Below are 26573 nucleotides of genomic sequence, written 5' to 3' on the forward strand. Positions count from 1 at the left end.
TGTTTGTACGGAGTGAAAACCGCCGGATGCAGCATCCCGCCTTATCCGTCCTACAAAAATCACACTATTTCTGGCTGATAACTCGGCTCTCTCCCTCGAACATTTCTTAATCCTTTTCCTGCTAATTAAAATCGTGATCTATCTCTCATAATAAATTATAACAATTATATAACATTTGGTTTACTAAAACAGACACGAAACATCATTGATAGATTCATAAGATCCTGGCAGGGGTACAATTCTAATGGCTGATAGCAGTGTAACTGAGAACGGGGCGCTGGCAGATGGCGACACCCGCCGTCGTATTTGGGCAATTGTGGGTGCATCGTCAGGGAATCTGGTTGAATGGTTTGATTTCTATATCTACTCTTTCTGTTCCCTTTATTTTGCCCACATTTTTTTTCCTTCCGGAAATACCACCACTCAATTGTTACAAACCGCTGGAGTTTTCGCGGCAGGCTTTCTGATGCGGCCAATCGGGGGATGGCTTTTTGGTCGTATTGCAGATAAACACGGACGTAAAAAATCCATGCTGTTATCTGTTTGCATGATGTGCATGGGATCGCTGGTGATCGCCTGTCTGCCTGGATATGAGACGATCGGCACCTGGGCTCCCGCACTATTACTGCTGGCCAGATTATTCCAGGGGCTGTCCGTTGGTGGGGAATACGGTACTAGCGCGACTTACATGAGTGAAGTAGCCGTTGAAGGTAAGAAAGGTTTTTATGCTTCATTCCAGTACGTGACATTAATCGGCGGGCAGTTACTGGCATTGCTGGTTGTGGTCATATTACAGCAAACGTTAGAAGGCTCAGCGCTGAGAGCATGGGGTTGGCGTATTCCATTCGCACTGGGAGCTGTATTGGCTATTGTTGCGCTATGGCTGCGTCGTCAGCTGGATGAAACATCAAAACAGGATGTCCGTGCGTTGAAAGAAGCGGGTTCGCTGAAAGGGTTGTGGCGTAACCGCAAAGCCTTTGTCATGGTGCTTGGCTTTACCGCCGCGGGTTCTCTGTGTTTTTATACGTTTACGACCTACATGCAGAAATATCTGGTTAATACGGCGGGTATGCATGCCAACGTAGCCAGCGGCATTATGACGGCTGCATTGTGCGTGTTTATGTTGGTACAACCGCTGTTCGGTGCGTTGTCAGATAAAATAGGCCGACGGACTTCAATGCTATGCTTTGGTGCGCTGGCGACGATTTTCACTGTGCCTATTCTGTCCGCACTGCAGAATGTGAGTTCTCCATTTGTGGCATTTGCCCTTGTGATGTGCGCCTTGCTGATCGTCAGTTTCTATACCTCTATCAGCGGGATACTGAAGGCAGAGATGTTTCCGGCGCAGGTCCGTGCGTTGGGGGTTGGATTATCGTATGCGGTAGCCAATGCCTTGTTTGGGGGATCGGCTGAATATGTCGCGTTATCCCTAAAATCTGTCGGTATGGAAACGTCATTCTTCTGGTATGTCACCGTGATGGCGGTGGTCGCATTCCTGGTTTCGCTGATGTTACATAGTAAGGGAAAAGGTTTACGACTCTAATGATGTGCCAGTTGCCAAACGGCATAGCCGGTTGATGCGCCCGCCACATCCCAGGCAAAGTCTTTCCAGCTCCAGCCGCTCCCAGCGGGGCGGCTGTCCCACAGCTCTTTTGACGCGCCCAGGCTGACTGAGAACATCAAACCGATAGCTGCGCTACGATCGCGACTGTTTCCCTGATGCTGTGCATACTCGTTCCCCGCTGCGGCAAGCATGGCCGAGGCGATAAAGTGTTGAGCTTTGTCTTGCCCACTCCAGCTGTCGTTAGCCATGTGGCTACAGCCGGAAAGAAGCAAAACACTGGCAAGAATACACAGGCGCACCGTTACCTCCATAGGAAAAACCCCGTCACTGGACGGGGTTTTGATTACAGAATCCGGCTGATTAATCTGTCGATTCGAATACGGCGTAATCGACGGATAAGCTTACGCACTTTCACCGGATAGTCAGCAATACTTTGCAAGTCGCGATAGTGTTTCACGACGGTGGTGTGCGTGCGGATAAGCTCCAGCTCTTTATCACGCTGGGGAGTCAGTTCCTGCTGGGGATCATGGATAAGAATGGCGTTTTCCAAATCCAGCCGCCAGGCGCGGGGGTTAAGATTATTGCCGGTAAGCAGCATCCATTTATCATCAACCCACATGCCTTTCAGATGATAGGTGTTGTCATCATCTTTCCATAAGCGCACGACCAGCTGGTCGGTATTCACGTAATACTGCAGTCTGCTCAGGAAACGGCGCAGATTTATTTCATACAGATAAGGCAGCGCACCGATGATCTTGAATGGCTCATCTTCCGGAATAAAAAAGTCGTTGGCGGTTTTATCACCGACAATGATTTCGACCTTTTTCCCTTCACGCAGCAGTTGAATGATATTACGCACCAGGATGGCTGGCAGGTTGAAATAAGGCGTACAAATGGTGAGTTTGTGCTCCGCACAGGGCATAAGGTGGAAAATGGTCTTATTTAACAGACTGGATTTTCCGAGTCCAACCAGCGGCGTGACCGAAAGTTGTTCATTATCCGCATCTCCCTGGAAATGAAAGGAGGCATCGCGCAGTTCCTGACGGTACAGGCGGATATCGTTTTTAATTTCCGGACTTTTAGGCCGATGGATATCATCGAGACGATTAACGCCGCGCCCATTCATCAGGTTCTGCGCAACCCAATCGTACATGATATCGGCCATCTTCGCGTTGCGAATCAGCTGATAGCGGTCATAGCGGTATTTATCATGTTGGTGTAAGTAAACATCGTTCAGACTGGCCCCGCTATACAGGACGCTATCATCAATGATAAAGCCTTTAAAATGCAGAACACCAAGCGCTTCGCGGGTGTTAATTGGCACGCCGTAGACAGGGATATCGATACCAGGGTTTTCTTGCGCCATGCGGCAATACCAGTCCGCGTTGGTATTGGATGCCGCAACACCAATGCGTCCGCGCTGGGCTCGATGCCAGTCGACAAGCACCCGGATATCCAGTTCAGGACGCTGCCGCTTTGCCGCATAGAGCGCGTCGAGTATGCCTTTACCGCCGTCATCCTGTTCCAGGTACAGCGCAATAATGCAGATCCGTCGCGTCGCGCTGGCTATTTTCTCCAGCAGAGTCTCCCTGAAATTTGCGGGAGCATAAAAGAAATCTACATCATCAACTGACTGAGAAATCTTAGGTAGTTGGGCAAGGTGTTGTTGATGTTTATTACGCTTAAATTTTGACAACATCACAGTGCATTTCTTCTCTGTTCATTGAAGGGTCCTCTGTGCTTTGCAGACGACATAAGCGGGCAATGATACCACCAGTACCCATGAATGTGGTCAACATTTCCAGTACCTTACTCACGATTCCTCATATTGGGCCAGATTCAGCGTTAGCCCAACAATTCCCTCTTCGAGCTGGACATCGACATTAAACCCGAGTTTTCGGGCCAGGGCGACCATCCCACGATTGTTTGGCATCGTAATACCATTTAAACGTCTAAGTCCGTGATCTCGGGTGTATGCAATCAACTTTTCCATCAACCGACGACCTAAACCCAGCCCTTTGAGGTCTGAACGAACCAGTACGGCAAATTCCGCATCGATGTTATCCGGATCGGAGATAGCCCGCGTCACGCCGAGGATCTCTTCGTGGTTATCACGACAACGCACGGCCACAAAGGCCATTTCCCGATCGTAGTCGATCTGCGTCATGTTGGCTAAATCTTCATGGGTGAATTCGTTGATCTCACTGAAGTAGCGATAATAAAGATCTTCTTTGGTTACCTGAGAAATGAACTGCTGCAGATAGGGTTCATCTTCCGGCAGAATAGGGCGGAACAGACAGCGCTCGCCGTTCTTCATCTCGACCCACTCTTCAAGCTGATGGGGATAAGGGCGTACCGCCAGCCTGCTTTCGTTATCGCCCGTGAAAGGGGCAATATCCAGTGTGACGTCCAGTGCAGTAAATTCCCCAGCAGAGGCCAGCAGAGGATGGATATCCAGGCGCTGAATTTCCGGACAATCGACGATCAGGTTGGAGACCTGCACCAGAAGCTGGCTTAACCCGGCGATATCCAGTGGACGTAGTGCGCTGCGGGCGCGGATCTTTTTGTTTTTGATCCCCTGGATCACCAGATAACGCGCCAGGTTCATGTTGAGTGGCGGCAATGCGACAACAGCTTGCTCTTCAGGACGCCACTCAACTCCGCCTTCACCCAACATAATCAGTGGGCCAAACACAGGGTCATGTTCGACGACGACGCGCAGCTCCTGAGCACCGGCGCGATTCGCCATACTTTGTACTAACAAACCGTGGATACGTGCCTGTGGCCAGGCCATTTTTACCCGATCAAAAATCGCATTCGCGGCCTGCTGCACTTCTGTTGCCGTACGCAGGTACAACATAACCCCCTGAACTTCCGACTTATGTGGGATATCAGGAGAGCGAAGCTTCAGTGCTACCGGGTAACCGATTTGTTCTGCGATGTGTACGGCTTCCGCACTGTCGCTGGCGATCCAGGTTGGTAGAGTGTGTAAACCATAGGCTTGCAAAATCGGCTGCACTTCATGGGTATCCAGCGATGTCGCGCCCTCAGCAATCGCCTGCTGTAACAGATTATGCGCCTCGGCTGTGTTGGCGGTCAGGCTATCGGGTAGGGCTGGTGTTTCTCGCAGTTGCTTCTGGTTACGCCGATATTCAACCATATGCATGAAGGCCGTAATGGTACCTTCCGGCGTACGATAGGTGGGTAATCCGGCTTCACTAAACAGCCTGCGGGCTTCCTGGGATGAAAACTCGCCGCACCAGTTGGTCAGCAAGGAGACGAACTTACCTCGCGGATGGTGTTTGACGGCTTCAATTAGCGCCTGTGCGCTCTCGGTTCCGGGGGCTGCCGCGCTGGGGGAGTGAATGACCATCAGTGCGTCAAAATCCTGACTGGCGAGTAAAATATCCAGTGTCTTAACGTAGTGTTCGCTGCTGGCATCGTCACGCAGATCCAGTGGGTTGGCGATATCCACGTGAGCAGGTAAGGCATCGCGTAATTTCTGGCAGGTTTCCTCACTCAGCGCGGCCAGCTTACCGTTTCGCGACCACAGTTCATCTAATGCCAGCGCCGCGGGAGCGGCCCCATTGCTGATGATCATCAGTCTGTCGCCACGTAGTGGGCGCATGTGGCTCAGGGTTTCGACCGCCGAGAAAAGCTCATGAGTGTCCTGTACGCGCAATAAACCAGCACGTTGAATCGCCGCATCCCAGGCTGGGTCCATTCCGGAACTGGTATGCAGTAAACGCTGTGCTGCGGGGCTACGGCCGCTTTTAATCACCAGAATAGGTTTGTTACGCGAGGCGCTACGCGCAGCGGAGACAAAGCGCCGGGCATCGCTTAAATGTTCGAGGTAGAGCAATATCGCGCTGGTTTTGCTGTCGCGCGCCAGGTAGTCGAGTAGTTCATCAACATCAATATCCAGGCTGTCGCCCAGTGCGATAAAGTAAGAAAAGCCCATTTCTCTCTGCTGTGCCCAGTCGAGTATGGTATTGGATACGGCGGCGGATTGAGAGATAAAAGCCAGCTTACCGCGCTTAATCGGAACGGGGGAGAAGCTGGCGTTAAGTCCCTGCCAGGGGGCCAGAAGCCCGAGACTGTTAGGGCCCAGTAGACGAATTTTATAACGTGATGCGCAGGCCAGCAGCTCAGCATGCTGCGCCGCGGGAGCCGAGAGAATAATGCAGGTTTTGCAGCCTTTTTCGCCCAGTGCTTCCAGTAACGCCAGATTACGGCTGGCATTGGTACACAAAATGGCCAGGTCGGGAGAAAAAGGCAGGCTGCCAATATTGGGCCAGGCCAGTACGCCCAACACGGCTTTCCAGGCGGGGGTCACTGGTAAAACGGGGCCGTTGAACCCGCCTGCCAGCAGGTTACGCATCATCAGGTATCCTGCTCGATTGGGCTTCATTGACGCCCCAATCACGGCAATGGATTTCGGTCGCAGTAGCGCTTCCAGACCACGTTGACTCATATCGGTTTCCTTAATGACTCCAGTGACCGAATGATTTTAAACGCTTTCTGTTGAGTCTGCTGTGATGCTTCCCTGATGTTGAGTTTTTCCTGCCAGGTAGCGTGTTTTAAAGCGCGTGAAGTGAGCGCTTAAGCCTTCAGCCGCTTGCGTATCTCCTGCCAAATCCAGTAAGGCAATGGCGACTTCGGCAGTGCAGTACTGTCCCTCGGCGTGCACCCCGCGCAGGTGGTAAGCGGAAAGGCGCGATAGATCGACGGAGATCACCGGCAGGTTGTCGAGGTAGGGACTTTTACGGAACATTTTACGTGCTTCCGGCCAGGTGCCATCAAGCATGATAAACAACGGTGGTTTACCGGCTGGCGGTGTGAAAATGACTTCACGTTCTTCACCGGCATAAGACGCGGGGAAAACGACCATTGGCTGATAATCAGGATGTTGCACCAGATCAAGCAGTTCCTGCGGTGGTTCGGTACGAGACCACTGAAAAGCTGCAGTATTGGGCAAAATATCAGCAATCAAACGTCCCGTGTTGCTGGGCTTCATTGGTTCGGTATCGAACATCATCAGACAAAAACGGCTTTTGGCCTGAGAAGGCACCCATGTTGCGCACAGGCAGAGTTTCAGCGGCAGCAGACAACGCTGACAGCGACGAATGCGGTTACCTCGGGCAAGAAAAGGACGTGTGGCGCGCGCGAGGCGCTCAGCGCGTAACTGAAGAACAGCGTTATCGGTCATGGGGAAACACGTTGAAAAACGCTATTGTCGCAGAGGTGAAAACGGGGCACAAGATGCGCCCCGCAGAGATTACAACGATTCGTTAAGCCAGCTATCAAACGGGGCTTTGGGCACTGCGCCATTCAGCATATCGACGACTTCACCTTTTCTGAAGATCATGATGGTCGGAATGCTGCGGATACCGAAACGTGCGCTGAGTTCGCGTTCGGCTTCCGTATTCACTTTAACAAAGCGCACTTTACCGCTACGCTCTTCCGCGACATCTTCAAAAATAGGTGCGAAGTTACGGCACGGGCCACACCATGGCGCCCAAAAATCAACTACCACCGGAAGATCGTCTTTTAGCAGCTTATCCAGCGTTTCACCGGTCGCATTGATCACCTCCCCGTCAAACAGGTCGTGACCACAGCGTCCGCATTTGGCCGCTTCCTGAACACGATCGTCGGGAATGCGGTTGATAGCCTGGCAGCTGGTACAAACGGTATTCATAACTAACCTCTGGATGAGTAGGGTGGACTTCGCGGCAATGACGCCAGTATGTTTCTATTATGTTACATATTATCGGAGAGACTGTTTTAAACAACAATGCGTTTTATTCAATGAGTACAATAGTCATTAGCTTTTAAATGAAATAATGGCTAACGACGTGCACATCGGGTAATCTGCGCGCTTCGCGCAGAGCAGGTGGAGAAAAACATGAGCGACGAACTGAAGAACAAAAACGGCAAGGTCAAAGTGATGTACGTCCGCAGTGACGATGACTCGGATAAACGCACCCAAAATCCACGTACTGGCAAAGGCGGCGGTCGCCCCGGTACTTCCCGAGCCGAAGGCGGTCGTCGCCCTGCCCGTGATGACAGAAAGGGGCCGAACAGCGAACGCGGTCGTGAGCGTGGTCGTGACCGCGATGTAGAACGCGACCGCAGACGTGAAGATTCACCGTGGCGTACCGTGTCCCGCGCACCGAATGATGATACTGCGGATAAAGCCGATCATGGTGGCATCAGCGGTAAGAGCTTTATCGATCCTGAAGTACTGCGTCGTCAGCGCGCGGAAGAAACCCGCGTTTATGGCGAAAATGCGTGTCAGGCGTTGTTCCAGAGCCGTCCGGACGCCATTGTCCGCGCCTGGTTTGTTCAGAGCGTCACCCCGCGATTCAAAGAAGCATTGCGCTGGATGGCGGCAAACCGCAAAGCCTATCACGTGGTTGATGAGGCCGAACTGGCGAAAGCGTCTGGTACTGAGCACCATGGTGGTGTTTGCTTCCTGATCAAAAAACGCAACGGTACTACCGTTAAGCAGTGGGTTGGTCAGGCCGGAGCGCAGGATTGTGTGCTGGCGCTGGAAGATATCGCAAACCCGCATAACCTGGGCGGTATGATGCGTAGCTGCGCACACTTTGGCGTGAAAGGCGTAGTAGTACAGGACGCAGCATTACTGGAATCAGGTGCGGCTATCCGTACCGCTGAAGGTGGCGCTGAGCACGTACAACCCATTACTGGCGACAGTATTGTGGATGTACTGGATGATTTCCGCCAGGCGGGTTACACCGTCGTCATGACCTCAAGCGACAAAGGTAAGCCGCTATTTAACACCACGCTGCCAGAAAAAATGGTGCTGGTGTTAGGCCGCGAACGTGAAGCTCTGCCAGAAGCAGCTTGCTCAGCAGACGATCTGTGCGTGGCGATTGATGGTACTGGTAAGGTAGAAACGCTCAACGTCTCCGTTGCGACAGGTGTACTGCTCGCGGAGTGGTGGCGTCAGAACAAAGCCTGATAATAAAAATGCCAGCGAATCGCTGGCATTTTTTTACTCGCTTTCTGCGGGTAATACTGGCATCCAGTCGATCGGCTTTTCACCTCGTTGTTCCAGCCACTCATTAGCCAGCACAAAGTGATTGCAGCCAAAGAAACCGCGATGGGCAGAAAGGGGGGACGGGTGCGGCGCTTTCAGCACATGGTGGCGCTGTGCATCAATAATGGCCCCTTTCTTCTGCGCGTGAGAGCCCCAAAGCAGGAAAACAACGCCTTCACGATGTTCGTTAATCAGGCTAATGACTTTATCGGTAAAGGTTTCCCAACCCAGGCTGGCATGCGAATGTGCCTGACCCGCCCGAACGGTGAGAACGGTGTTCAGTAGCAGCACCCCCTGACGAGCCCAACTTTCCAGGTATCCATGTGTCGGACGGGTAAATCCCGGGATGGTGGCTTCCAGCTCTTTATACATGTTCAGTAATGACGGCGGAGTGGCGATGCCTGGACGCACAGAGAAAGCCAGACCATGGGCCTGCCCTGGACCGTGGTAAGGATCTTGTCCCAGAATGACAACTTTAACGTCGCCAAGCTCAGTAAAGCGAAAAGCGTTAAACACATCTTTTTGTGGCGGATAAATTGTCATACCTGACTGGCGTTCGCCGGCAACGGTATGCAGCGTGTTCACAAAATAGGGCTGCTGTTTCTCTTCAGCCAGCACATCGTGCCAGGTTAATTCGGTGGCCATCTCGCTCTCCTGCGATTTTTTCAATCCCCATAGCTTAACTGCTTCTTTCAACGGCGCAAAATTCTGCACGCTTCTCAACGTGCTACCCCTTAAAGATAGTTGAAAATTTATGTAAAAAGTTTACCTGCGCATATAGCGTAAGTTGATGTAAAACAATAAAATCCGCCTATCACCACTTTTCATGTGTGGTTTTTGTTGATTTAAATCAAAGATTCAAGGGTGTGTGAGGGGTATATATACACTCAAGCAACAATGGTTTTACCAATTGGCCGGATGAGGCCAACCGAAATCAAATAATTTTGCCGGGGAGGCATCAACATGATTACAGGTATCCAGATTACTAAAGCTGCAAACGACGACCTGCTGAACTCTTTCTGGCTGCTGGACAGCGAAAAAGGCGAAGCACGCTGCATCGTTGCGAAAGCAGGTTTCAATGCTGATGAAGTCGTTGCCGTCAGCAAACTGGGCGAAATCGAATACCGTGAAGTACCGGTTGACGTACAGCCGGAAGTCCGCGTGGAAGGTGGTCAGCACCTGAACGTGAACGTTCTGCGTCGCGAAACGCTGGAAGATGCGGTTAAGCATCCAGAAAAATATCCGCAGCTGACCATCCGTGTTTCTGGTTATGCAGTGCGTTTCAACTCTCTGACCCCAGAACAGCAGCGCGACGTTATTGCTCGTACCTTTACTGAGAGCCTGTAAGGCTCGCGGGGAATAACCCCGATTAGCAGAAAATCAAAAGGCGGAAGATGTTAGTGCATCTTCCGCCTTTTCACATCCGTTAGTAAAAAATCCTCACCGCACAGTAAACCAACAGTAATGCCAGAACGATATTCAGCTGCCGTCCATAGTGGCGAAAGATACGCTGGAAAAGATGACCCGCCAGCGCCCAGCAGGCATTGCCAAATGTTCCAATCAGCGCCAGCAGAATACTGACACCAATCAACCAGTAAGCATCCTGGGTATATGGCAACACAAACGTGGATAACGCGGTAATGCCATACAAAATGATTTTGACGTTCACAAACTGCAAACCAAAACTCGCCCAAAAGCTAATCGGTTCCGCCTGTAGACTATCGTTTGAGGCTGGGCTGGTGGCGATTTTCATGGCCAGCCATAAAATGTAGGCTGCCCCTGCCCAACTCAGCCAATGAATGATAGCCGGATCCAGGACGGCCAGCGAAAACGAGATCCCGGCGCACAGCAGCATGACGATTAAAAAGCCCAGACTCATTCCGGCCAGAACATGTGTGCTCTGACGAAAGCCATGTGATGTCGCCGCACTCAGCGCGAGAATATTATTTGGGCCGGGCGTTAGCGCAGTAATCAATGTATAGGTCCAGAATGCACTTAAAAGCATGGGGGTCACTTGTTATCTCCTCTGTTTTAGCAGACAGTACCCGAGACACAACATTTAAAAAAATGAATGTTTTTGCATTTTGGATTCGATAATTTCGATAGGTTGGTGAGGATGGATTTACGTCGGTTTATTACGTTAAAAACGGTAGTGGAAGAGGGCTCATTCCTGCGGGCTTCACAAAAGCTTTGCTGTACGCAATCAACCGTAACGTTTCATATTCAACAGCTTGAACAAGAACTCTCCGTACAGTTATTCGAAAAAATTGGCCGGCGGATGTGTCTCACCAGTGAGGGCAAACGGCTGATGCCGCATATACATGACCTGACTCGTGTGCTGGCATCGATCCGCCAGACGGCGCAACAAGATGCACAGCCGAGCGGCGATCTCCGCGTCGCAACCGGAGAAACGTTGCTGGCCTATAAAATGCCGCAGGTTTTACAGCGCTTTAAACAACGCGCTCCCAATGTTCGGTTGTCCCTACAGTCACTCAATTGTTATGTCATTCGTGATGCTCTGCTGGGCGATGAAGTTGATCTGGGGGTGTTTTATCGGGTGGGAAATGATGAGGCGCTAGAGATGCTGTCACTGGGTGAACAGTCACTGGCGCTGGTGGCCTCTCCGGTTCTTCAGGATGTTGATTTCACTCAGCATAATCAGCATATTCCCTGCAGTTTTATCATTAATGAACCGCAATGTATTTTTAGACAGCGTTTTGAAAGTCTGCTGCGTAAGCGACAGATAACGCTGGAAAATACTATTGAGCTATGGAGTATCGAAAGCATCAAGCAGTGTGTCTCTGCGAATCTTGGTGTCAGTTTTTTACCGCGGTTTACCGTTGAGAAGGAATTACACTCAGGAGAATTAATCGAGTTGCCGTTCAGTGAAAAGCCTGAACTGATTACCGCATTGTGCGCACATCATGCCGGAAAAGTCGTTAGCCCGGCGATGCGGATTTTTATGGAATGTATTACAGAGAGTTTTGCTGCGCATGAAAAAATGCCGGGCTAAACGGCCCGGCATTCGGTTTACTCTTTGTCGGACTGCTGGGTAGCAGCTCCGCTCGGCTTACGACGTTTGCCGATATTTTTGGCGTCGCGGTGACGTTTTTTCACCCGCGGCTTCTCTTTCTCTTTCGCCTTTTTCTCAGCGCGCTTTGCCAGCACTTTCTTGGATGGCTTACCGTTAGATTTCTCACTTGGCGCGCGCGTGGTTGGACGCAGTTCGTCGATGACGCGTGCTTTCAGCGGCTCGTCAATATAGCGGCTCGCTTTGCCGAGTAACAGGTGGTCATGCGCTTCAACCAATGAAATCGCGGTGCCTTTACGCCCGGCACGACCGGTACGACCAATGCGGTGCAGATAGGCATCGCCACTGCGCGGCATATCGAAGTTAAACACGTGGCTGACGTCAGGAATATCGATCCCGCGTGCGGCCACGTCAGTTGCTACCAGCACGTTCACGCGACCATCGGTCAGGCGTTTGATCGCTTCGTTACGTTTGTTCTGCACCATCTCGCCTTCGAGATAGCAGTTATTAATGCCCGCCTGGCGCAGCCAGCCTGCCAGCTCGTGCACACGTTCGCGTTTGCGTACAAAGACAATTGAGCGGGTCGCTTCCGGCTGTTTTAACAGGTGGATTAGCATGGCAGTTTTGTGCTCGATGTCATCGGCACGGTAGTAAAACTGATGGATCTTCTTGCGTTCGCGGGTGGACGGATCCGCAGAGACTTCGACCGGATCTTCCAGCAGACGCTCGGCAAAATCTTTAATCGCATCGCCTTCCAGCGTGGCAGAGAACAGCATGGTTTGCTTACGCCAGCGGGTTTCACCGGCGATATGCTCGATGTCCTGAGCAAAGCCCATGTCCAGCATACGGTCAGCTTCATCGAGGATCAGCGTCTCAACCGCATGGCAGTCGAAGTTTTCTTCTTTAATGTATTGCAGCAGACGACCCGTGGTGGCAACCACGATGTCCTGGTTTTCGCTAAAGACTTCCATGTGGTTCATGTAAGCCACGCCGCCGGTAATCGTAGCGATATCCAGATGTGTATTCTTCGCCAGTTCACGAGCGTGTTCGGCAACCTGCATCGCCAGTTCGCGCGTTGGCGTCAGGATTAAAATGCGCGGCGGACCAGATTTCTTGCGCGGGAAGTCGAGCAGGTGCTGCAACGCTGGCAGCAAATATGCCGCCGTTTTACCGGTGCCTGTCGGCGCAGAACCGAGTACATCACGGCCATCGAGCGCAGGCGGAATGGCGGCAGCCTGAATGGCGGTCGGGCGAGTGAAACCTTTTTCCTGGAGGGCATCCAGAAGGCTTTCATCGAGTTCAAGTTCGGAAAAAGTCGTTACAGTCATGTTCTACCTCTGAGTGGGGCGCTGATTATAGACGTTACGGCTGCAATCTTCATCTGTTTGTATGGATATACCTTCTCAGGTATTGTTTTTATCCTATGTTATCGTTTTTTTTCCAGGAAGGTTGTTCTTCATGCCCCAGTCTACATCCGTACTGAGACGTAATGGATTTACTTTTAAGCAGTTTTTTGTGGCACACGATCGCTGTGCAATGAAAGTCGGAACAGACGGTATTTTATTGGGGGCCTGGGCCCCCGTTGCGGGCGTAAAGCGGATCCTGGATATTGGTACCGGGAGCGGCCTGTTGGCGCTGATGCTGGCCCAGCGCACTGATGAAAACGTCATCATTGACGCCGTGGAGCTTGATGTCGACGCCGCACAGCAGGCGCAGGAGAACATCGCGCAATCACCGTGGATGCATCGCGTAAATGTTCATACAGAAGATGCGCAGCAGTGGATACCGCGTCAGACCGTGCGTTTTGATTTGATAATCAGCAACCCTCCCTATTATGAACAGGGCGTGGAATGTGCTACACCGCAGCGCGAGCAGGCGCGCTATACCACCACGCTCGATCACCAGGCGTTGCTTACGCTGGCGGCGGACAGTATTACGGAAGAAGGTTTTTTTTGTGTCGTGCTGCCGGAACAGATTGGGAACGCGTTTACCCAGCAGGCATTAAGTATGGGCTGGCATCTGCGATTACGTACGGATGTAGCAGAAACGGAAGCCCGACTACCGCATCGGGTATTGCTGGCATTCTCCCCGCAGGCCGGGGAGTGCTTTAGCGACAGGCTGGTGATTCGTGGGCCAGACCAACGTTACTCTGAAGGTTACACGGCGCTGACCCAGGCATTTTACCTATTTATGTGATGACTTAGCGGCGAGAGAATGGACGGGCCGGCTTCTGGAAGCTGCTCTGGGTAATCCAGCGTGTAGTGCAGGCCCCGACTTTCTTTGCGCATCATTGCGCAGCGGACAATCAGCTCGGCAACCTGCACCAGGTTACGCAGTTCCAGCAAATTGTTCGACACGCGAAAATGGGCATAATATTCGTCGATTTCCTGCTGCAACATCGTGATACGTCGCAGGGCGCGCTCCAGACGTTTAGTTGTGCGCACGATGCCGACGTAATCCCACATAAACAGCCGTAGCTCATGCCAGTTATGCTGGATAACAACCAATTCATCCGGATTTTCTACCCGACTTTCATCCCAATTTGGGAGCGAGTTAACGCCGCGGGCATAAGGCATTCTGCGGTCAATATCTTCCGCCGCAGACCAGCCATACACCAGACACTCCAGCAGCGAGTTCGACGCCATGCGATTGGCGCCATGCAGTCCGGTATAGCTCACTTCGCCGATTGCGTATAAACCGTCGACATCTGTGCGGCCAAAGTCATCAACCATCACACCGCCGCAGGTATAGTGCGCAGCGGGAACGATGGGGACTGGCTCTTTGGTCAGATCGATGCCCAGGCCTAACAGTTTTTCATAAATCATCGGGAAATGCTGGCGGACAAATTCTTCGGGTTTATGGCTGATGTCGAGGAACATGCAGTCAGCGCCCAAACGCTTCATCTCATGGTCGATGGCACGGGCGACAATATCACGCGGGGCCAGCTCGCCGCGCTTGTCAAAGTCGGGCATAAAGCGTGAGCCATCCGGGCGTTTCAGGTGCGCGCCTTCGCCGCGCAGCGCTTCGGTCAGCAGAAAATTGCGCGCTTGTGGATGATACAGCGCGGTTGGGTGAAACTGGTTAAATTCGAGATTGGCAACGCGGCAACCCGCACGCCAGGCCATGGCTATCCCATCACCGGAGGAAATATCCGGGTTGGTGGTGTATTGATACACTTTAGAAGCGCCGCCGGTAGCCAGCACGACTGACTTCGCATGGCAGGTTTCGACGGCTTCCTTATTACGATTCCAGATCCAGGCTCCAACAACCCGACGCGTCCCCGGTAGACCAATTTTATCTGAGATGATCAGGTCGACGGCGTTACTGCGCTCCAGTACCCGAATATTCGGATGACTTTGCGCCTGGCTGACCAACGTGGTTTCGACCTCTTTACCGGTGGCATCTGCCGCATGCAGGATACGTCGATGGCTATGGCCGCCTTCTCGGGTCAGGTGATAGCTCTCTTCGCCGTTGGGCTGAACCTGAGTATCAAATAAGACGCCTTGATCAATCAGCCACTGGACACACGAACGGGCATTGCTGGCAACAAACTCAACGGCATGACGATCGCAAAGACCGGCCCCTGCAATCAGCGTATCTTCAACGTGGGAGTCAATGCTGTCGGTTTCATCGAAAACAGCGGCGATGCCACCCTGAGCATAAAATGTCGAGCCTTCGCTAACCGGCCCTTTGCTCAGGACAATGACCTGATGTTTTTCAGCAAGGCGTAGTGCCAGTGAGAGTCCGGCAGCCCCGCTGCCAATGATCAGCACGTCACAGGATAATTCGGGAGTCGTATTCATGATTTTTGTTTAATTTACTAAACAGTGTTTGGTCACCATAGCACCACATTGCGCGATACTGCACGTTTTATTTTTAACTGTGTTGCAATGGCTAAACACAAAGGAAGGGCATGTGGATGAGTGAAAGAGCAAAAATATTTTGTGAAGCAGGCCGTTAGCATCAGATTATGAGGTGAAATAAAGTGGCCGTTGGGTTACTCTGCAAGCGGTGAAATGGGCATTTCTATACAGATAGTGCGTTGATCGGGTTATGTAGACTTATAATGAGAGATAAGACCTGTCTACAACATGACAAACAAAAACAAATGCGTAACGGAACTTTACGAAACTTGAGCACTCTAAGCTTTTGCTTGCTCATAGTGAAGCTTATGGAGTGGCGTTTCGAAAGCGCGTGGAAATTTGGTTTGGGGAGACTTTACCTCGGATGAGCGAGCAGTTAACGGACCAGGTCCTGGTTGAACGGGTCCAGAAGGGAGATCAGAAAGCCTTTAACTTACTGGTGGTTCGCTACCAGCATAAAGTGGCGAGTCTGGTTTCCCGCTATGTACCTTCGGGCGATGTTCCCGATGTTGTACAAGAAGCATTTATCAAGGCCTATCGTGCGCTGGACTCGTTCCGGGGAGATAGTGCTTTTTATACCTGGCTGTATCGTATTGCAGTCAATACAGCGAAGAATTACCTGGTCGCTCAGGGGCGTCGTCCACCTTCCAGTGATATAGATGCGATTGAAGCAGAAAATTACGAAAGTGGCGGAGCACTGAAAGAAATTTCGAACCCTGAGAACTTAATGTTGTCAGAAGAACTGAGACAGATAGTTTTCCGAACTATTGAGTCCCTCCCGGAAGATTTACGCATGGCAATAACCTTGCGGGAGCTGGATGGCCTGAGCTATGAAGAGATAGCCGCTATCATGGATTGTCCGGTGGGTACGGTGCGTTCACGTATCTTCCGAGCGAGGGAAGCTATTGATAATAAAGTTCAACCGCTTATCAGGCGTTGACGATAGCGGGATACTGGAAAAGGTATTAGGCATGCAGAAAGAAAAACTTTCCGCTTTAATGGATGGCGAAACGCTGGACACTGAGTTACTCAAAGAGTTGGCTCATGACCCGGAAATGCAAAAAACCTGGGAGAGTTATCACCTGATCCGCGATTCCATGCGAGGTGATACCGCCGACGTTCTCCATTTCGATATTTCCGACCGCGTAATGGCTGCTATCGCAGATGAGCCAGTACGTCAGGCGGCGCCATTGATCCCTGAGGCCCAGCCAGCACCGCATCAGTGGCAGAAAATGCCATTCTGGAAGAAAATGCGTCCGTGGGCCGCGCAGCTTACCCAAATGGGTGTGGCCGCGTGTGTATCACTTGCAGTTATTGTTGGCGTCCAGCACTATAATGGACAATCTGAAACGTCCCAGCAGCCCGAAACACCGGTATTTAATACATTGCCGATGATGGGTAAAGCCAGTCCGGTGAGCCTGGGTGTACCTTCTGACGCGACTGCCAGCGGCGGTCAGCAACAGCAGGTACAGGAGCAGCGTCGTCGTATTAATGCCATGTTGCAGGATTACGAACTGCAACGTCGACTGCACTCCGAACAGCTTCAGTTTGAGCAGGCGCAAACACAGCAAGCCGCTGTCCAGGTGCCAGGAATTCAAACTTTAGGAACGCAATCGCAGTAATGAAGCAACTTTGGTTTGCCATGTCACTTGTGGCTGGTAGCCTGTTCTTCTCTGTAAACGCCTCGGCCAATCCTGCGTCCGGGGCGTTGTTGCAGCAGATGAATCTGGCCAGCCAGTCGCTCACCTATGAGCTGTCATTTGTCAGCATCAATAAGCAGGGCGTTGAATCCCTACGTTATCGCCATGCCCGCCAGGACAACCGCCCTCTTGCACAGTTGTTGCAAATGGATGGACCGCGCCGGGAAGTGGTGCAGCGTGGCAACGAAATCAGTTACTTTGAGCCAGGACTCGAACCGTTCACGCTGAATGGCGACTATATCGTTGATTCTCTGCCATCCCTGATTTACACCGACTTTAAACGCCTTGCCCCCTACTATGATTTTATCGCGGTAGGCCGCACGCGTATTGCAGACCGACTCTGTGAAGTTATCCGCGTGGTCGCGCGTGACGGTACGCGTTACAGCTACATCGTGTGGATGGACACCGAAACCAAGCTGCCAATGCGTGTCGATCTCCTCGATCGGGATGGCGAAACGCTTGAACAATTCCGCGTTATCGCCTTTACCGTCAATAACGGGGTTAGCGACAGCATGCAGACGCTGGCGAAAGCAAACCTTCCGCCGTTACTGTCAGTTCCTGCCGGGGAGAAAACGAACTTCAACTGGAGTCCATCGTGGCTACCACAAGGATTCAGTGAGGTCTCCAGCAGCCGACGTCCACTGCCGACAATGGATAACATGCCGATTGAATCGCGCCTGTATTCTGATGGTCTGTTCAGTTTTTCTGTGAACGTGAACCGCGCGTCGCAAAACAGCGCCGATCAGCTGCTGCGTACCGGACGTCGAACGGTCAGTACTACCGTGCGGGATAACGCCGAAATCACCATTGTGGGCGAGCTCCCGCCGCAAACGGCAAAGCGTATCGCGGACAATATTAAGTTCAGGGCCGCGCAATGATAAAAGAATGGGCAACGGTTGTTTCCTGGCAAAATGGTCTGGCGACGGTCAGCTGCGATGTTAAAGCATCGTGTAGCAGCTGCGCGTCGCGGGCTGGATGCGGCAGTCGTGTGCTGAACAAACTGGGGCCGCAAACAACGCATACTATTGTGGTACCCAGTGATGAACCGCTGACGCCAGGGCAGAAAGTTGAACTGGGTATTGCCGAAGGGAGCCTGTTAGGCTCGGCGATGCTGGTTTATATGTCTCCGCTGGTGGGACTCTTTATTTTTGCTGCGCTGTTTCAGGTGCTGTTTGGCAGCGATATCGCCGCACTCAGCGGGGCGATACTGGGCGGCGTGGGGGGATTCCTGATTGCGCGAGGATATTCCCGTAAGCTTGCTGAGCGCGAAGCCTGGCAACCGGTTATTCTCAACGTAGCTCTCCCGCCCGATCTTATTCGTGTTGAAACCCAGCAGTGATATCTTTGCCTGATGGCGCTGCGCTTATCAGGCCTACAGCGTCCTCAGATGCAGAAGTAGGCCGGATAAGGCGTTTATGCCGCCATCCGGCAAAAGTTTCACTGACTTTGCAAAGTTGTTTCCAGTTCCCGCTATCCTTGCTCTATGAACATTTCCTCGCCTCAGCGATGTAGTGTAGAATGCGGCGTTTCACTTAAACAGACGTTAAGCTCAGAACAGCGACTTCTCAGAGCCTGCCCAGGCAGGCGTAAGGCACAATAATTACACTATATGAAGAACATACGTAACTTTTCAATCATAGCTCACATCGACCACGGTAAATCGACGCTGTCTGACCGTATTATCCAGATCTGCGGTGGCCTGTCTGACCGTGAAATGGAAGCGCAGGTTCTCGACTCGATGGATCTTGAGCGTGAGCGCGGTATTACTATCAAAGCGCAGAGCGTGACGCTCGATTTCAAAGCATCTGATGGTGAAACCTACCAGCTTAACTTTATCGACACCCCGGGCCACGTTGACTTCTCTTATGAAGTTTCTCGCTCGCTTGCCGCCTGTGAAGGCGCACTGCTGGTGGTTGATGCCGGGCAGGGTGTTGAAGCGCAAACACTGGCTAACTGCTATACCGCCATGGAAATGGATCTGGAAGTGGTGCCGGTACTGAACAAAATTGACCTGCCAGCCGCCGATCCTGAACGCGTAGCGGAAGAGATCGAAGATATCGTCGGTATTGATGCAACTGACGCAGTCCGTTGCTCGGCGAAAACCGGCGTTGGCGTCACTGACGTTCTTGAACGTCTGGTACGCGACATTCCGCCGCCGGAAGGCGACCCTGAAGGCCCATTGCAGGCGCTGATCATCGACTCCTGGTTCGACAACTACCTTGGAGTGGTGTCGCTGGTGCGTATTAAAAACGGCACCATGCGTAAAGGCGACAAAATTAAAGTGATGAGCACCGGTCAGGTCTATAACGCCGACCGTCTGGGTATCTTCACGCCAAAACAGGTTGACCGTACCGAGCTGAAATGCGGCGAGGTAGGTTGGTTAGTTTGCGCCATTAAAGACATTCTCGGCGCACCGGTTGGCGATACCCTGACGCAGGCGCGCAACCCGGCAGATAAACCCCTGCCTGGCTTTAAAAAAGTGAAGCCGCAGGTATACGCGGGTCTGTTCCCGGTCAGTTCCGACGACTACGAAAACTTCCGTGATGCGCTTGGTAAGCTGAGCCTGAACGATGCTTCCCTGTTCTACGAACCGGAAAGTTCTACCGCGCTGGGCTTCGGCTTCCGCTGTGGCTTCCTGGGTCTGCTGCACATGGAGATCATTCAGGAGCGTCTGGAACGTGAATACGATCTTGATCTGATCACCACTGCGCCGACCGTAGTTTACGAAGTGGAAACCACCGCGAAAGAGACTATCTACGTCGATAGCCCGTCCAAGCTGCCGCCGCTGAATAACATTTACGAACTGCGCGAGCCGATTGCTGAATGTCATATGCTGCTGCCGCAGGCATACCTCGGCAACGTTATTACGCTGTGTATCGAGAAGCGTGGTGTACAGACCAACATGGTTTACCACGGTAACCAGGTTGCGCTGACCTATGAAATTCCAATGGCGGAAGTGGTCCTCGACTTCTTCGATCGTCTGAAGTCGACCTCTCGTGGCTATGCGTCGCTGGATTATAACTTCAAACGTTTCCAGGCCTCCGACATGGTACGTGTTGATGTTCTCATCAACAACGAACGCGTCGATGCGCTGGCGCTGATTACCCACCGCGATAACTCCCAGAGCCGTGGCCGTGAACTGGTCGAGAAGATGAAAGATCTGATCCCTCGCCAGCAGTTTGATATCGCAATTCAGGCGGCCATTGGCACGCACATCATTGCGCGTTCAACGGTTAAGCAGCTGCGTAAAAACGTTCTGGCTAAGTGCTACGGTGGCGATATCAGCCGTAAGAAAAAGCTGCTGCAAAAACAGAAAGAGGGTAAAAAGCGAATGAAGCAGATCGGTAACGTCGAACTGCCGCAGGAAGCCTTCCTCGCTATTCTGCATGTCGGTAAAGACAGCAAATAATCTTAAGGAGTTGGCATGGCGAACATGTTTGCCCTGATTCTGGTGATTGCCACACTGGTGACGGGCATTTTATGGTGCGTAGATAAGTTTGTCTTCGCGCCAAAACGCCGGGAGCGCCAGGCTGCGGCACAGGCCGCTGCAGGCGATTCACTGGATAAAGCAACGCTGAAAAAAGTTGCCCCTAAGCCGGGCTGGCTGGAAACCGGTGCATCCGTTTTCCCGGTACTGGCTATTGTGCTGGTGGTGCGTTCATTTATTTATGAACCGTTCCAGATCCCGTCGGGTTCGATGATGCCAACACTGTTGATTGGTGATTTTATTCTGGTAGAGAAATTTGCCTACGGAATTAAAGATCCTATTTATCAGAAAACGCTGATCGAAACGGGTCACCCAAAACGCGGAGACATCGTGGTATTTAAATACCCGGAAGATCCGCGTCTGGACTACATCAAACGCGCTGTCGGTTTACCGGGAGACAAAGTGACGTACGATCCGGTGGCGAAAGAGGTTACTATTCAGCCAGGATGCAGTTCTGGTCAGGCGTGTGAAAACGCGCTGCCGGTAACGTACTCTGATGTTCAGCCAAGTGATTTTGTGCAGACGTTTGCTCGCCGTAACGGCGGGGAAGCGACCAGCGGTTTCTTTGAGGTTCCGCTGAACGAAACGAAAGACAACGGCATTCGCCTGACCGAGCGTAAAGAAACGCTGGGTGAGGTAACACACCGCATTCTGATGGTGCCAATCGCGCAGGATCAGGTGGGGATGTACTACCGTCAGCCGGGTCAGCAGTTAGCCACCTGGATCGTTCCACCGGGGCATTACTTCATGATGGGTGATAACCGTGACAACAGCGCGGACAGCCGTTATTGGGGATTTGTACCGGAAGCGAATCTGGTAGGAAAAGCGACCGCAATCTGGATGAGTTTCGACAAACAAGAAGGTGAGTGGCCAACCGGCGTTCGTTTAAGCCGCATTGGTGGCATTCACTAATTGCTGATAATGGTTCACGCTGTTGTCTTAATAACGACAGCGTGAATTATTTCTCGGATTAATTCCCTCAGACTAACGACATCCCTTGTCGTTGTGTATAGAATATTCCCCCGAAGTTTTAGGTTGGCGCCGTCAGGTTGCCACGGCACACGAAACAGCGTTGGTTTGTATACAAATGCATATAGCCGAAGCCAGATGGCTTAGCGAAGTGCGTATATCAGGTCTGTTTCGTGTGCTGAATTGTGGACGCATTCATTTATTGGTATCGCATGAACCCCATCGTAATTAATCGGCTTCAACGGAAGCTGGGCTACACTTTTAATCATCAGGAGCTGTTGCAGCAGGCATTAACTCACCGTAGTGCCAGCAGCAAACATAACGAGCGTTTAGAATTTTTAGGCGACTCTATTTTGAGCTTTGTTATTGCGAATGCGCTGTATCACCGTTTCCCGCGTGTGGATGAAGGTGACATGAGCCGCATGCGCGCCACGCTGGTGCGTGGAAATACGCTGGCTGAATTAGCCCGTGAATTTGACCTCGGAGAATGTTTACGCCTGGGGCCGGGTGAGTTGAAAAGCGGCGGTTTCCGTCGCGAATCAATTCTGGCGGATACCGTCGAAGCGTTGATCGGTGGCGTCTTCCTCGACAGCGATATTCAGACGGTTGAACAGTTGATCCTGAACTGGTATCAAACGCGTCTGGACGAAATTAGTCCGGGCGACAAACAAAAAGATCCGAAAACGCGCCTGCAGGAGTATTTGCAGGGTCGCCACCTGCCGCTGCCGTCTTATCTGGTGGTGCAGGTCCGTGGCGAAGCGCACGATCAAGAATTTACTATCCACTGCCAGGTCAGCGGCCTGAGTGAACCGGTGGTTGGCACAGGTTCGAGCCGTCGTAAGGCTGAGCAGGCTGCCGCCGAACAGGCGTTGAAAAAACTGGAGCTGGAATGAGCGTCGATAAAACTTACTGCGGATTTATTGCCATCGTCGGTCGCCCGAACGTCGGCAAATCCACCCTGTTGAATAATCTGCTTGGGCAGAAGATTTCCATTACCTCACGTAAGGCACAGACAACTCGTCACCGTATTGTTGGTATCCATACCGAAGGCGCGTATCAGGCGATTTATGTCGATACCCCGGGTCTGCATATGGAAGAGAAACGTGCCATCAACCGTCTGATGAACAAAGCGGCAAGCAGTTCTATCGGTGATGTTGAGCTGGTCATTTTTGTCGTGGAAGGCACGCGTTGGACGCCGGACGACGAGATGGTGCTCAACAAGCTGCGTGACGGTAAGGTCCCGGTTATTCTGGCTGTCAATAAAGTGGATAACGTCCAGGAGAAGGCCGATCTGTTGCCGCACCTGCAGTTCCTGGCAAGCCAGATGAATTTCCTCGATATCGTCCCGATGTCTGCGGAAACTGGACTGAATGTCGATACTATCGCGGGCATCGTGCGTAAACATCTGCCGGAAGCGATTCATCACTTCCCGGAAGATTACATTACCGATCGCTCCCAGCGTTTTATGGCCTCTGAGATCATCCGCGAAAAACTGATGCGTTTCCTGGGGGCTGAGCTGCCTTATTCTGTCACCGTCGAAATTGAACGTTTTATTTCTAACGAGCGTGGCGGCTACGACATCAACGGTTTGATCCTCGTTGAGCGTGAAGGGCAGAAGAAGATGGTGATTGGTAATAAAGGCGCCAAAATCAAAACCATCGGCATTGAAGCGCGTAAAGACATGCAGGAGATGTTCGAAGCGCCTGTACACCTGGAGTTGTGGGTGAAAGTGAAATCCGGCTGGGCCGATGACGAACGCGCGCTGCGCAGTCTCGGTTACGGCGACGACGTCTAAATCCCTGCAACTTGAAAGACGGCGGGTATGATGGAAGGATGGCAACGCGCTTTTGTCCTGCATAGCCGCCCGTGGAGCGAAACCAGCCTCGTGCTGGATGTCTTCACGGAAGAGTCTGGCCGCGTGCGCCTTGTCGCCAAAGGCGCACGTTCTAAACGTTCCAACCTGAAAGGCGCACTCCAGCCTTTTACCCCGTTGTTACTTCGCTTTGGCGGCCGCGGTGAGGTGAAAACCTTGCGCAGCGCGGAAGCCGTATCTCTGGCACTTCCCCTTAGCGGTATCACGTTGTACAGCGGCCTGTACATCAATGAACTCATCTCGCGCGTGCTTGAGTATGAAACTCGTTTTTCTGAACTCTTTTTCGACTACCTGAATTGCATTCAGGCACTGGCTGGCGCGACAGGTTCGCCAGAGCCGGCACTGCGTCGCTTTGAACTGGCCTTACTGGGCCACCTGGGTTACGGCGTGGATTTCACCCACTGTGCGGGCAGCGGCGAGCCGGTAGATGACACCATGACCTACCGCTATCGGGAAGAAAAAGGCTTTATCGCCAGTGTTGTCATCGATAACAGCACCTTTACCGGACGCCATCTGAAAGCGCTAGAATCGCGTGAATTTCCTGATGCTGACACGCTGCGTGCTGCGAAACGCTTTACCCGTATGGCCTTAAAGCCGTATCTTGGTGGTAAGCCCTTAAAGAGCCGCGAATTATTCCGGCAGTTTCTGCCGAAGCGAAAATAAAATAACGAGGATTGTCATGGCTGAATTACTGTTAGGCGTCAACATTGACCACATTGCCACTCTACGTAATGCACGTGGTACCGCATATCCGGACCCGGTTCAGGCAGCGTTTATCGTTGAACAGGCTGGCGCGGATGGCATCACCGTACACCTGCGTGAAGACCGTCGCCATATCACCGACCGCGACGTACGTATTCTGCGCCAGACGCTGGATACGCGAATGAATCTGGAAATGGCGGTAACCGAAGAGATGCTGGCTATCGCCGTAGAGACAAAGCCGCATTTTTGCTGCCTGGTGCCGGAAAAGCGTCAGGAAGTTACTACTGAAGGTGGTCTGGACGTCGCCGGTCAGCGCGACAAGATGCGCGATGCCTGCAAACGCCTGGCGGACGCAGGCATTCTGGTTTCGCTGTTTATCGATGCGGATGAAGAACAAATTAAAGCGGCTGCTGACGTGGGCGCTCCGTTCATTGAAATTCATACCGGCTGTTACGCCGATGCGAAAACCGATGCTGAACAGGCGAGTGAACTGGCGCGTATTGCTAAAGCGGCGACGTTTGCTGCCAGTCTGGGCCTGAAGGTGAATGCCGGTCACGGTTTGACGTACCATAATGTTAAAGCCATTGCGCGGATCCCGGAAATGCACGAGCTAAATATTGGGCATGCGATTATCGGGCGTGCGGTGATGAGCGGGCTGAAAGACGCCGTCGTGGAAATGAAACGTCTGATGCTGGAAGCGCGTGGCTAATGGCGATTCTGGGTTTAGGCACGGATATCGTGGAGATTGCGCGGATCGAGGCGGTGATCTCCCGCTCCGGTGAACGCCTGGCCAGACGGGTCCTGAGTGACAACGAATGGGCCATCTGGGAAACGCATCAGCAACCGGTGCGTTTTCTGGCAAAGCGCTTTGCGGTAAAAGAGGCCGCAGCAAAAGCCTTCGGTACCGGCATTCGCAATGGGCTGGCGTTTAATCAGTTTGAAGTCTTCAACGATGAACTCGGTAAACCGCGTCTGCGGTTATGGGGGGAGGCGTTAAAACTGGCGGAAAAACTGGGTGTCGCGCATATGCATGTGACGCTGGCCGATGAGCGTCACTACGCCTGTGCCACGGTGATTATTGAAAGCTAGTGTCAGGATTTTGTAGGCCGGATAAGGCGCTTACGCCGCCATCCGGCAGGCAATCAGGGTGAGTTATAGCTTATCCGCGTGGTGCATCAACACAAACTTATCCCACAGCTGTTCTTCGGTTTCGCTATGTGCCGGGTCTTTCAAAATTGTGTTGGGGATCGGACACACTTTCTGACAGGTTGGCGTGTCGTAATGGCCTACGCATTCCGTACATTTGTCGCTGTTAATCTCGTAGATGCTTTCACCCATCGAAATCGCCTCATTCGGGCATTCGGGTTCGCACATATCGCAATTGATACACTTTTTAGTGATTAACAGGGCCATCAGGAAACTCTCAAAACATCACAAATCGGGCGGGCATTATACGCGCATTCTTTGCTCAGACCAGTTTTTTTACCAGCGCTTCACTGTGACGAATTCGTTCCGGAGCATGTTCTAAATCTTGCTGAACCAGCGCCATAAACAGTAAATCCGTGAGCATCATCTGTGCGTGCGTCGATGAAATTGCCGCGCTGCGCGTCGCTTGTTCTTCGGCAATTGTATACAGGCAGTGGCTTGCTCGCTGTTGCAGGGCATTGGGTGTAAATCCGGTGATGGCAAGTATTTTGGCACCGGTGCGCAATGTTTCATCCGCAGCCAGGTTGAGTTCACGACGTTCCCCTGTATAGGAAATCGCCAACAGGAGATCGCCCGGCGAAAGCGCCTGTACCGTTGCCAGCAGGGCATGCATATCGCGTTCCACTACTGCGTTAAAACCTATTTTCAACAGTTTCCAGGCAAAATTCTGAGCCACCAGCCCAGAGGCGCCAATTCCGGTCAGGACAATGCGTCGGGCGGAGCGTAACAAGGCGACGCTTTCCATCAGCTTTTCTTCGCTGTTGATATCCAGTGTGGCGTGCATGGCCGCAACGTTCTCCTGAATCAGTTTTTCACCCACCAGACGCATAGGATCGTCGCCGCGGATCTGATTATGCACTGGGATAGAATGGGGATTGGGATTACTGGCCAGTGCTTCGCTGATCGCCAGTTTCAGTGCGGGAAACCCTTTAAACCCCATTTTTTGTGCGAACTTCACGACGCTGGACTGGCTGACACCCGCTTCAAAAGCGAGTTGTTGTGAACTGAGATGACGCGCAGTATCCGGCTGTGCGAGGAGGTAATCCGCAAGCTTTTTATCGCTTTGCGCGAGGTCCGGGTAACGCTGACGAATGCGAATCAAACAGTTCATGCTG

At 52.2% G+C, this 26573-nt stretch carries 28 protein-coding genes; 17 read left to right on the forward strand and 11 right to left on the reverse strand.

Features of this window, described 5'->3' with window-relative positions; translation table 11 throughout:
* Window positions 1–244: 244 nt before the first annotated feature.
* A complete protein-coding gene (locus FDX19_RS15815; RefSeq protein WP_137383458.1) occupies window positions 245–1543 on the forward strand; it encodes an MFS transporter in 1299 nt (432 codons plus the stop codon).
* Here the strand turns inward: FDX19_RS15815 and FDX19_RS15820 are convergent.
* The 5 genes from FDX19_RS15820 to trxC all read right to left on the reverse strand — a co-directional run bounded on the left by FDX19_RS15820 (window position 1540) and on the right by trxC (window position 7262).
* Complete coding sequence (locus FDX19_RS15820; protein WP_137383478.1) at window positions 1540–1863, reverse strand: YfiM family lipoprotein; 324 nt, start codon at window positions 1861–1863, stop codon at window positions 1540–1542. The genes FDX19_RS15815 and FDX19_RS15820 overlap by 4 nt on opposite strands.
* A gap of 44 nt (window positions 1864–1907) precedes the next feature.
* On the reverse strand, window positions 1908–3263 hold the full coding sequence (gene pssA / locus FDX19_RS15825) for a CDP-diacylglycerol--serine O-phosphatidyltransferase (protein WP_137383479.1): 1356 nt from the start codon (window positions 3261–3263) through the stop codon (window positions 1908–1910).
* A gap of 114 nt (window positions 3264–3377) precedes the next feature.
* Window positions 3378–6038, reverse strand: a complete 2661-nt coding sequence (gene pat / locus FDX19_RS15830) for a protein lysine acetyltransferase (protein WP_137383459.1) — start codon at window positions 6036–6038, stop codon at window positions 3378–3380.
* Window positions 6039–6074: 36 nt separating this feature from the next.
* Window positions 6075–6773 (reverse strand): tRNA-uridine aminocarboxypropyltransferase, encoded by a 699-nt coding sequence (gene tapT / locus FDX19_RS15835; protein WP_137383460.1) that lies wholly within the window; start codon window positions 6771–6773, stop codon window positions 6075–6077.
* Between the two features lie 69 nt (window positions 6774–6842).
* Window positions 6843–7262: a thioredoxin TrxC gene (trxC, locus tag FDX19_RS15840; protein ID WP_137383461.1), complete on the reverse strand. Its 420-nt coding sequence runs from the start codon at window positions 7260–7262 to the stop codon at window positions 6843–6845.
* Window positions 7263–7469: 207 nt separating this feature from the next.
* On the opposite strand from trxC, the gene FDX19_RS15845 reads away from it, so the two are divergent.
* Complete coding sequence (locus FDX19_RS15845) at window positions 7470–8549, forward strand: tRNA/rRNA methyltransferase (RefSeq protein WP_137383462.1); 1080 nt, start codon at window positions 7470–7472, stop codon at window positions 8547–8549.
* Between the two features lie 33 nt (window positions 8550–8582).
* Here FDX19_RS15845 and ung read toward each other — a convergent pair whose 3' ends face one another.
* Complete coding sequence (gene ung, locus FDX19_RS15850) at window positions 8583–9272, reverse strand: uracil-DNA glycosylase (protein ID WP_137383463.1); 690 nt, start codon at window positions 9270–9272, stop codon at window positions 8583–8585.
* Window positions 9273–9590: 318 nt separating this feature from the next.
* Between ung and grcA the strand changes: the two genes are divergently transcribed.
* Window positions 9591–9974, forward strand: a complete 384-nt coding sequence (gene grcA / locus FDX19_RS15855; RefSeq protein WP_003037563.1) for an autonomous glycyl radical cofactor GrcA — start codon at window positions 9591–9593, stop codon at window positions 9972–9974.
* 79 nt (window positions 9975–10053) lie between these two features.
* On the opposite strand, the gene eamB is transcribed toward grcA, so the two are convergent.
* Window positions 10054–10641, reverse strand: coding sequence for a cysteine/O-acetylserine transporter (gene eamB / locus FDX19_RS15860; protein ID WP_137383464.1), 588 nt, complete (start codon window positions 10639–10641; stop codon window positions 10054–10056).
* A 102-nt stretch (window positions 10642–10743) separates the two neighbouring features.
* Here eamB and FDX19_RS15865 point away from each other — a divergent pair, with 102 nt between their 5' ends.
* Window positions 10744–11640, forward strand: coding sequence for a LysR family transcriptional regulator (locus FDX19_RS15865; RefSeq protein ID WP_137383465.1), 897 nt, complete (start codon window positions 10744–10746; stop codon window positions 11638–11640).
* Window positions 11641–11657: 17 nt separating this feature from the next.
* Here FDX19_RS15865 and srmB read toward each other — a convergent pair whose 3' ends face one another.
* Window positions 11658–12986, reverse strand: coding sequence for an ATP-dependent RNA helicase SrmB (gene srmB, locus FDX19_RS15870; protein ID WP_003835340.1), 1329 nt, complete (start codon window positions 12984–12986; stop codon window positions 11658–11660).
* Window positions 12987–13116: 130 nt separating this feature from the next.
* Here srmB and trmN point away from each other — a divergent pair, with 130 nt between their 5' ends.
* The gene (trmN, locus tag FDX19_RS15875; protein ID WP_061068366.1) at window positions 13117–13854 is read left to right on the forward strand and encodes a tRNA(1)(Val) (adenine(37)-N(6))-methyltransferase TrmN; all 738 of its coding nucleotides are present in this window, start codon (window positions 13117–13119) and stop codon (window positions 13852–13854) included.
* Here trmN and nadB read toward each other — a convergent pair.
* The gene (gene nadB, locus FDX19_RS15880; protein WP_137383466.1) at window positions 13839–15461 is read right to left on the reverse strand and encodes an L-aspartate oxidase; all 1623 of its coding nucleotides are present in this window, start codon (window positions 15459–15461) and stop codon (window positions 13839–13841) included. The two genes, trmN and nadB, sit on opposite strands and share 16 nt — an antisense overlap.
* A gap of 263 nt (window positions 15462–15724) precedes the next feature.
* On the opposite strand from nadB, the gene rseD reads away from it, so the two are divergent.
* The 12 genes from rseD to acpS all read left to right on the forward strand — a co-directional run bounded on the left by rseD (window position 15725) and on the right by acpS (window position 25341).
* Entirely contained in the window at window positions 15725–15889 is a 165-nt protein-coding gene (gene rseD, locus FDX19_RS15885) for a rpoE leader peptide RseD (protein WP_124022090.1), read from the forward strand.
* Window positions 15886–16461 carry an RNA polymerase sigma factor RpoE gene (rpoE, locus tag FDX19_RS15890; protein WP_003037573.1) on the forward strand — a complete coding sequence of 192 codons (576 nt, stop codon included), beginning with the start codon at window positions 15886–15888 and terminating at the stop codon, window positions 16459–16461. The genes rseD and rpoE overlap by 4 nt, the downstream gene beginning before the upstream one ends.
* Window positions 16462–16492: 31 nt before the next feature.
* Window positions 16493–17143 carry an anti-sigma-E factor RseA gene (rseA, locus tag FDX19_RS15895; RefSeq protein WP_137383467.1) on the forward strand — a complete coding sequence of 217 codons (651 nt, stop codon included), beginning with the start codon at window positions 16493–16495 and terminating at the stop codon, window positions 17141–17143.
* Complete coding sequence (gene rseB / locus FDX19_RS15900; protein ID WP_048210886.1) at window positions 17143–18099, forward strand: sigma-E factor regulatory protein RseB; 957 nt, start codon at window positions 17143–17145, stop codon at window positions 18097–18099. The genes rseA and rseB overlap by 1 nt, the downstream gene beginning before the upstream one ends.
* Window positions 18096–18560: a SoxR-reducing system protein RseC gene (gene rseC / locus FDX19_RS15905; RefSeq protein WP_137383468.1), complete on the forward strand. Its 465-nt coding sequence runs from the start codon at window positions 18096–18098 to the stop codon at window positions 18558–18560. Before rseB ends, rseC begins: the two co-directional genes overlap by 4 nt.
* A gap of 270 nt (window positions 18561–18830) precedes the next feature.
* The gene (gene lepA, locus FDX19_RS15910; protein WP_003037577.1) at window positions 18831–20630 is read left to right on the forward strand and encodes a translation elongation factor 4; all 1800 of its coding nucleotides are present in this window, start codon (window positions 18831–18833) and stop codon (window positions 20628–20630) included.
* A gap of 15 nt (window positions 20631–20645) precedes the next feature.
* A complete protein-coding gene (lepB, locus tag FDX19_RS15915; RefSeq protein ID WP_048210888.1) occupies window positions 20646–21620 on the forward strand; it encodes a signal peptidase I in 975 nt (324 codons plus the stop codon).
* 269 nt (window positions 21621–21889) lie between these two features.
* On the forward strand, window positions 21890–22570 hold the full coding sequence (gene rnc / locus FDX19_RS15920; RefSeq protein ID WP_003037579.1) for a ribonuclease III: 681 nt from the start codon (window positions 21890–21892) through the stop codon (window positions 22568–22570).
* Window positions 22567–23472, forward strand: a complete 906-nt coding sequence (gene era, locus FDX19_RS15925) for a GTPase Era (protein WP_137383469.1) — start codon at window positions 22567–22569, stop codon at window positions 23470–23472. Before rnc ends, era begins: the two co-directional genes overlap by 4 nt.
* A 30-nt stretch (window positions 23473–23502) precedes the next feature.
* A complete protein-coding gene (recO, locus tag FDX19_RS15930; RefSeq protein WP_137383480.1) occupies window positions 23503–24213 on the forward strand; it encodes a DNA repair protein RecO in 711 nt (236 codons plus the stop codon).
* A gap of 16 nt (window positions 24214–24229) precedes the next feature.
* Window positions 24230–24961: a pyridoxine 5'-phosphate synthase gene (pdxJ, locus tag FDX19_RS15935; RefSeq protein ID WP_137383470.1), complete on the forward strand. Its 732-nt coding sequence runs from the start codon at window positions 24230–24232 to the stop codon at window positions 24959–24961.
* On the forward strand, window positions 24961–25341 hold the full coding sequence (gene acpS / locus FDX19_RS15940) for a holo-ACP synthase (RefSeq protein ID WP_005130319.1): 381 nt from the start codon (window positions 24961–24963) through the stop codon (window positions 25339–25341). Before pdxJ ends, acpS begins: the two co-directional genes overlap by 1 nt.
* A 63-nt stretch (window positions 25342–25404) precedes the next feature.
* Here the strand turns inward: acpS and FDX19_RS15945 are convergent, their stop codons facing one another.
* Window positions 25405–25665 (reverse strand): YfhL family 4Fe-4S dicluster ferredoxin, encoded by a 261-nt coding sequence (locus FDX19_RS15945; protein WP_137383471.1) that lies wholly within the window; start codon window positions 25663–25665, stop codon window positions 25405–25407.
* A gap of 55 nt (window positions 25666–25720) precedes the next feature.
* Window positions 25721–26569: a MurR/RpiR family transcriptional regulator gene (locus FDX19_RS15950; protein ID WP_048210891.1), complete on the reverse strand. Its 849-nt coding sequence runs from the start codon at window positions 26567–26569 to the stop codon at window positions 25721–25723.
* Window positions 26570–26573 lie beyond the last annotated feature (4 nt).

The organism is Citrobacter sp. wls619 (assembly GCF_005281345.1).
Taxonomy (GTDB): Bacteria; Pseudomonadota; Gammaproteobacteria; order Enterobacterales; family Enterobacteriaceae; genus Citrobacter.

What these genes read in the sequence shown, in the direction of transcription:
- trxC (WP_137383461.1), bottom strand. Translation starts at nt 7,262, where the DNA reads ATGAATACCGTTTGTACCAGCTGCCAGGCTATCAACCGCATTCCCGAC.
- acpS (WP_005130319.1), top strand. Translation starts at nt 24,961, where the DNA reads ATGGCGATTCTGGGTTTAGGCACGGATATCGTGGAGATTGCGCGGATC.
- nadB (WP_137383466.1), bottom strand. Translation starts at nt 15,461, where the DNA reads ATGAATACGACTCCCGAATTATCCTGTGACGTGCTGATCATTGGCAGC.
- lepB (WP_048210888.1), top strand. Translation starts at nt 20,646, where the DNA reads ATGGCGAACATGTTTGCCCTGATTCTGGTGATTGCCACACTGGTGACG.
- rnc (WP_003037579.1), top strand. Translation starts at nt 21,890, where the DNA reads ATGAACCCCATCGTAATTAATCGGCTTCAACGGAAGCTGGGCTACACT.
- recO (WP_137383480.1), top strand. Translation starts at nt 23,503, where the DNA reads ATGGAAGGATGGCAACGCGCTTTTGTCCTGCATAGCCGCCCGTGGAGC.
- pdxJ (WP_137383470.1), top strand. Translation starts at nt 24,230, where the DNA reads ATGGCTGAATTACTGTTAGGCGTCAACATTGACCACATTGCCACTCTA.
- rpoE (WP_003037573.1), top strand. Translation starts at nt 15,886, where the DNA reads ATGAGCGAGCAGTTAACGGACCAGGTCCTGGTTGAACGGGTCCAGAAG.
- pssA (WP_137383479.1), bottom strand. Translation starts at nt 3,263, where the DNA reads ATGTTGTCAAAATTTAAGCGTAATAAACATCAACAACACCTTGCCCAA.
- rseB (WP_048210886.1), top strand. Translation starts at nt 17,143, where the DNA reads ATGAAGCAACTTTGGTTTGCCATGTCACTTGTGGCTGGTAGCCTGTTC.
- srmB (WP_003835340.1), bottom strand. Translation starts at nt 12,986, where the DNA reads ATGACTGTAACGACTTTTTCCGAACTTGAACTCGATGAAAGCCTTCTG.
- FDX19_RS15845 (WP_137383462.1), top strand. Translation starts at nt 7,470, where the DNA reads ATGAGCGACGAACTGAAGAACAAAAACGGCAAGGTCAAAGTGATGTAC.
- lepA (WP_003037577.1), top strand. Translation starts at nt 18,831, where the DNA reads ATGAAGAACATACGTAACTTTTCAATCATAGCTCACATCGACCACGGT.
- FDX19_RS15945 (WP_137383471.1), bottom strand. Translation starts at nt 25,665, where the DNA reads ATGGCCCTGTTAATCACTAAAAAGTGTATCAATTGCGATATGTGCGAA.
- pat (WP_137383459.1), bottom strand. Translation starts at nt 6,038, where the DNA reads ATGAGTCAACGTGGTCTGGAAGCGCTACTGCGACCGAAATCCATTGCC.
- trmN (WP_061068366.1), top strand. Translation starts at nt 13,117, where the DNA reads ATGCCCCAGTCTACATCCGTACTGAGACGTAATGGATTTACTTTTAAG.
- ung (WP_137383463.1), bottom strand. Translation starts at nt 9,272, where the DNA reads ATGGCCACCGAATTAACCTGGCACGATGTGCTGGCTGAAGAGAAACAG.
- FDX19_RS15950 (WP_048210891.1), bottom strand. Translation starts at nt 26,569, where the DNA reads ATGAACTGTTTGATTCGCATTCGTCAGCGTTACCCGGACCTCGCGCAA.
- rseA (WP_137383467.1), top strand. Translation starts at nt 16,493, where the DNA reads ATGCAGAAAGAAAAACTTTCCGCTTTAATGGATGGCGAAACGCTGGAC.
- tapT (WP_137383460.1), bottom strand. Translation starts at nt 6,773, where the DNA reads ATGACCGATAACGCTGTTCTTCAGTTACGCGCTGAGCGCCTCGCGCGC.
- FDX19_RS15865 (WP_137383465.1), top strand. Translation starts at nt 10,744, where the DNA reads ATGGATTTACGTCGGTTTATTACGTTAAAAACGGTAGTGGAAGAGGGC.
- rseC (WP_137383468.1), top strand. Translation starts at nt 18,096, where the DNA reads ATGATAAAAGAATGGGCAACGGTTGTTTCCTGGCAAAATGGTCTGGCG.
- era (WP_137383469.1), top strand. Translation starts at nt 22,567, where the DNA reads ATGAGCGTCGATAAAACTTACTGCGGATTTATTGCCATCGTCGGTCGC.
- FDX19_RS15815 (WP_137383458.1), top strand. Translation starts at nt 245, where the DNA reads ATGGCTGATAGCAGTGTAACTGAGAACGGGGCGCTGGCAGATGGCGAC.
- rseD (WP_124022090.1), top strand. Translation starts at nt 15,725, where the DNA reads ATGAGAGATAAGACCTGTCTACAACATGACAAACAAAAACAAATGCGT.
- grcA (WP_003037563.1), top strand. Translation starts at nt 9,591, where the DNA reads ATGATTACAGGTATCCAGATTACTAAAGCTGCAAACGACGACCTGCTG.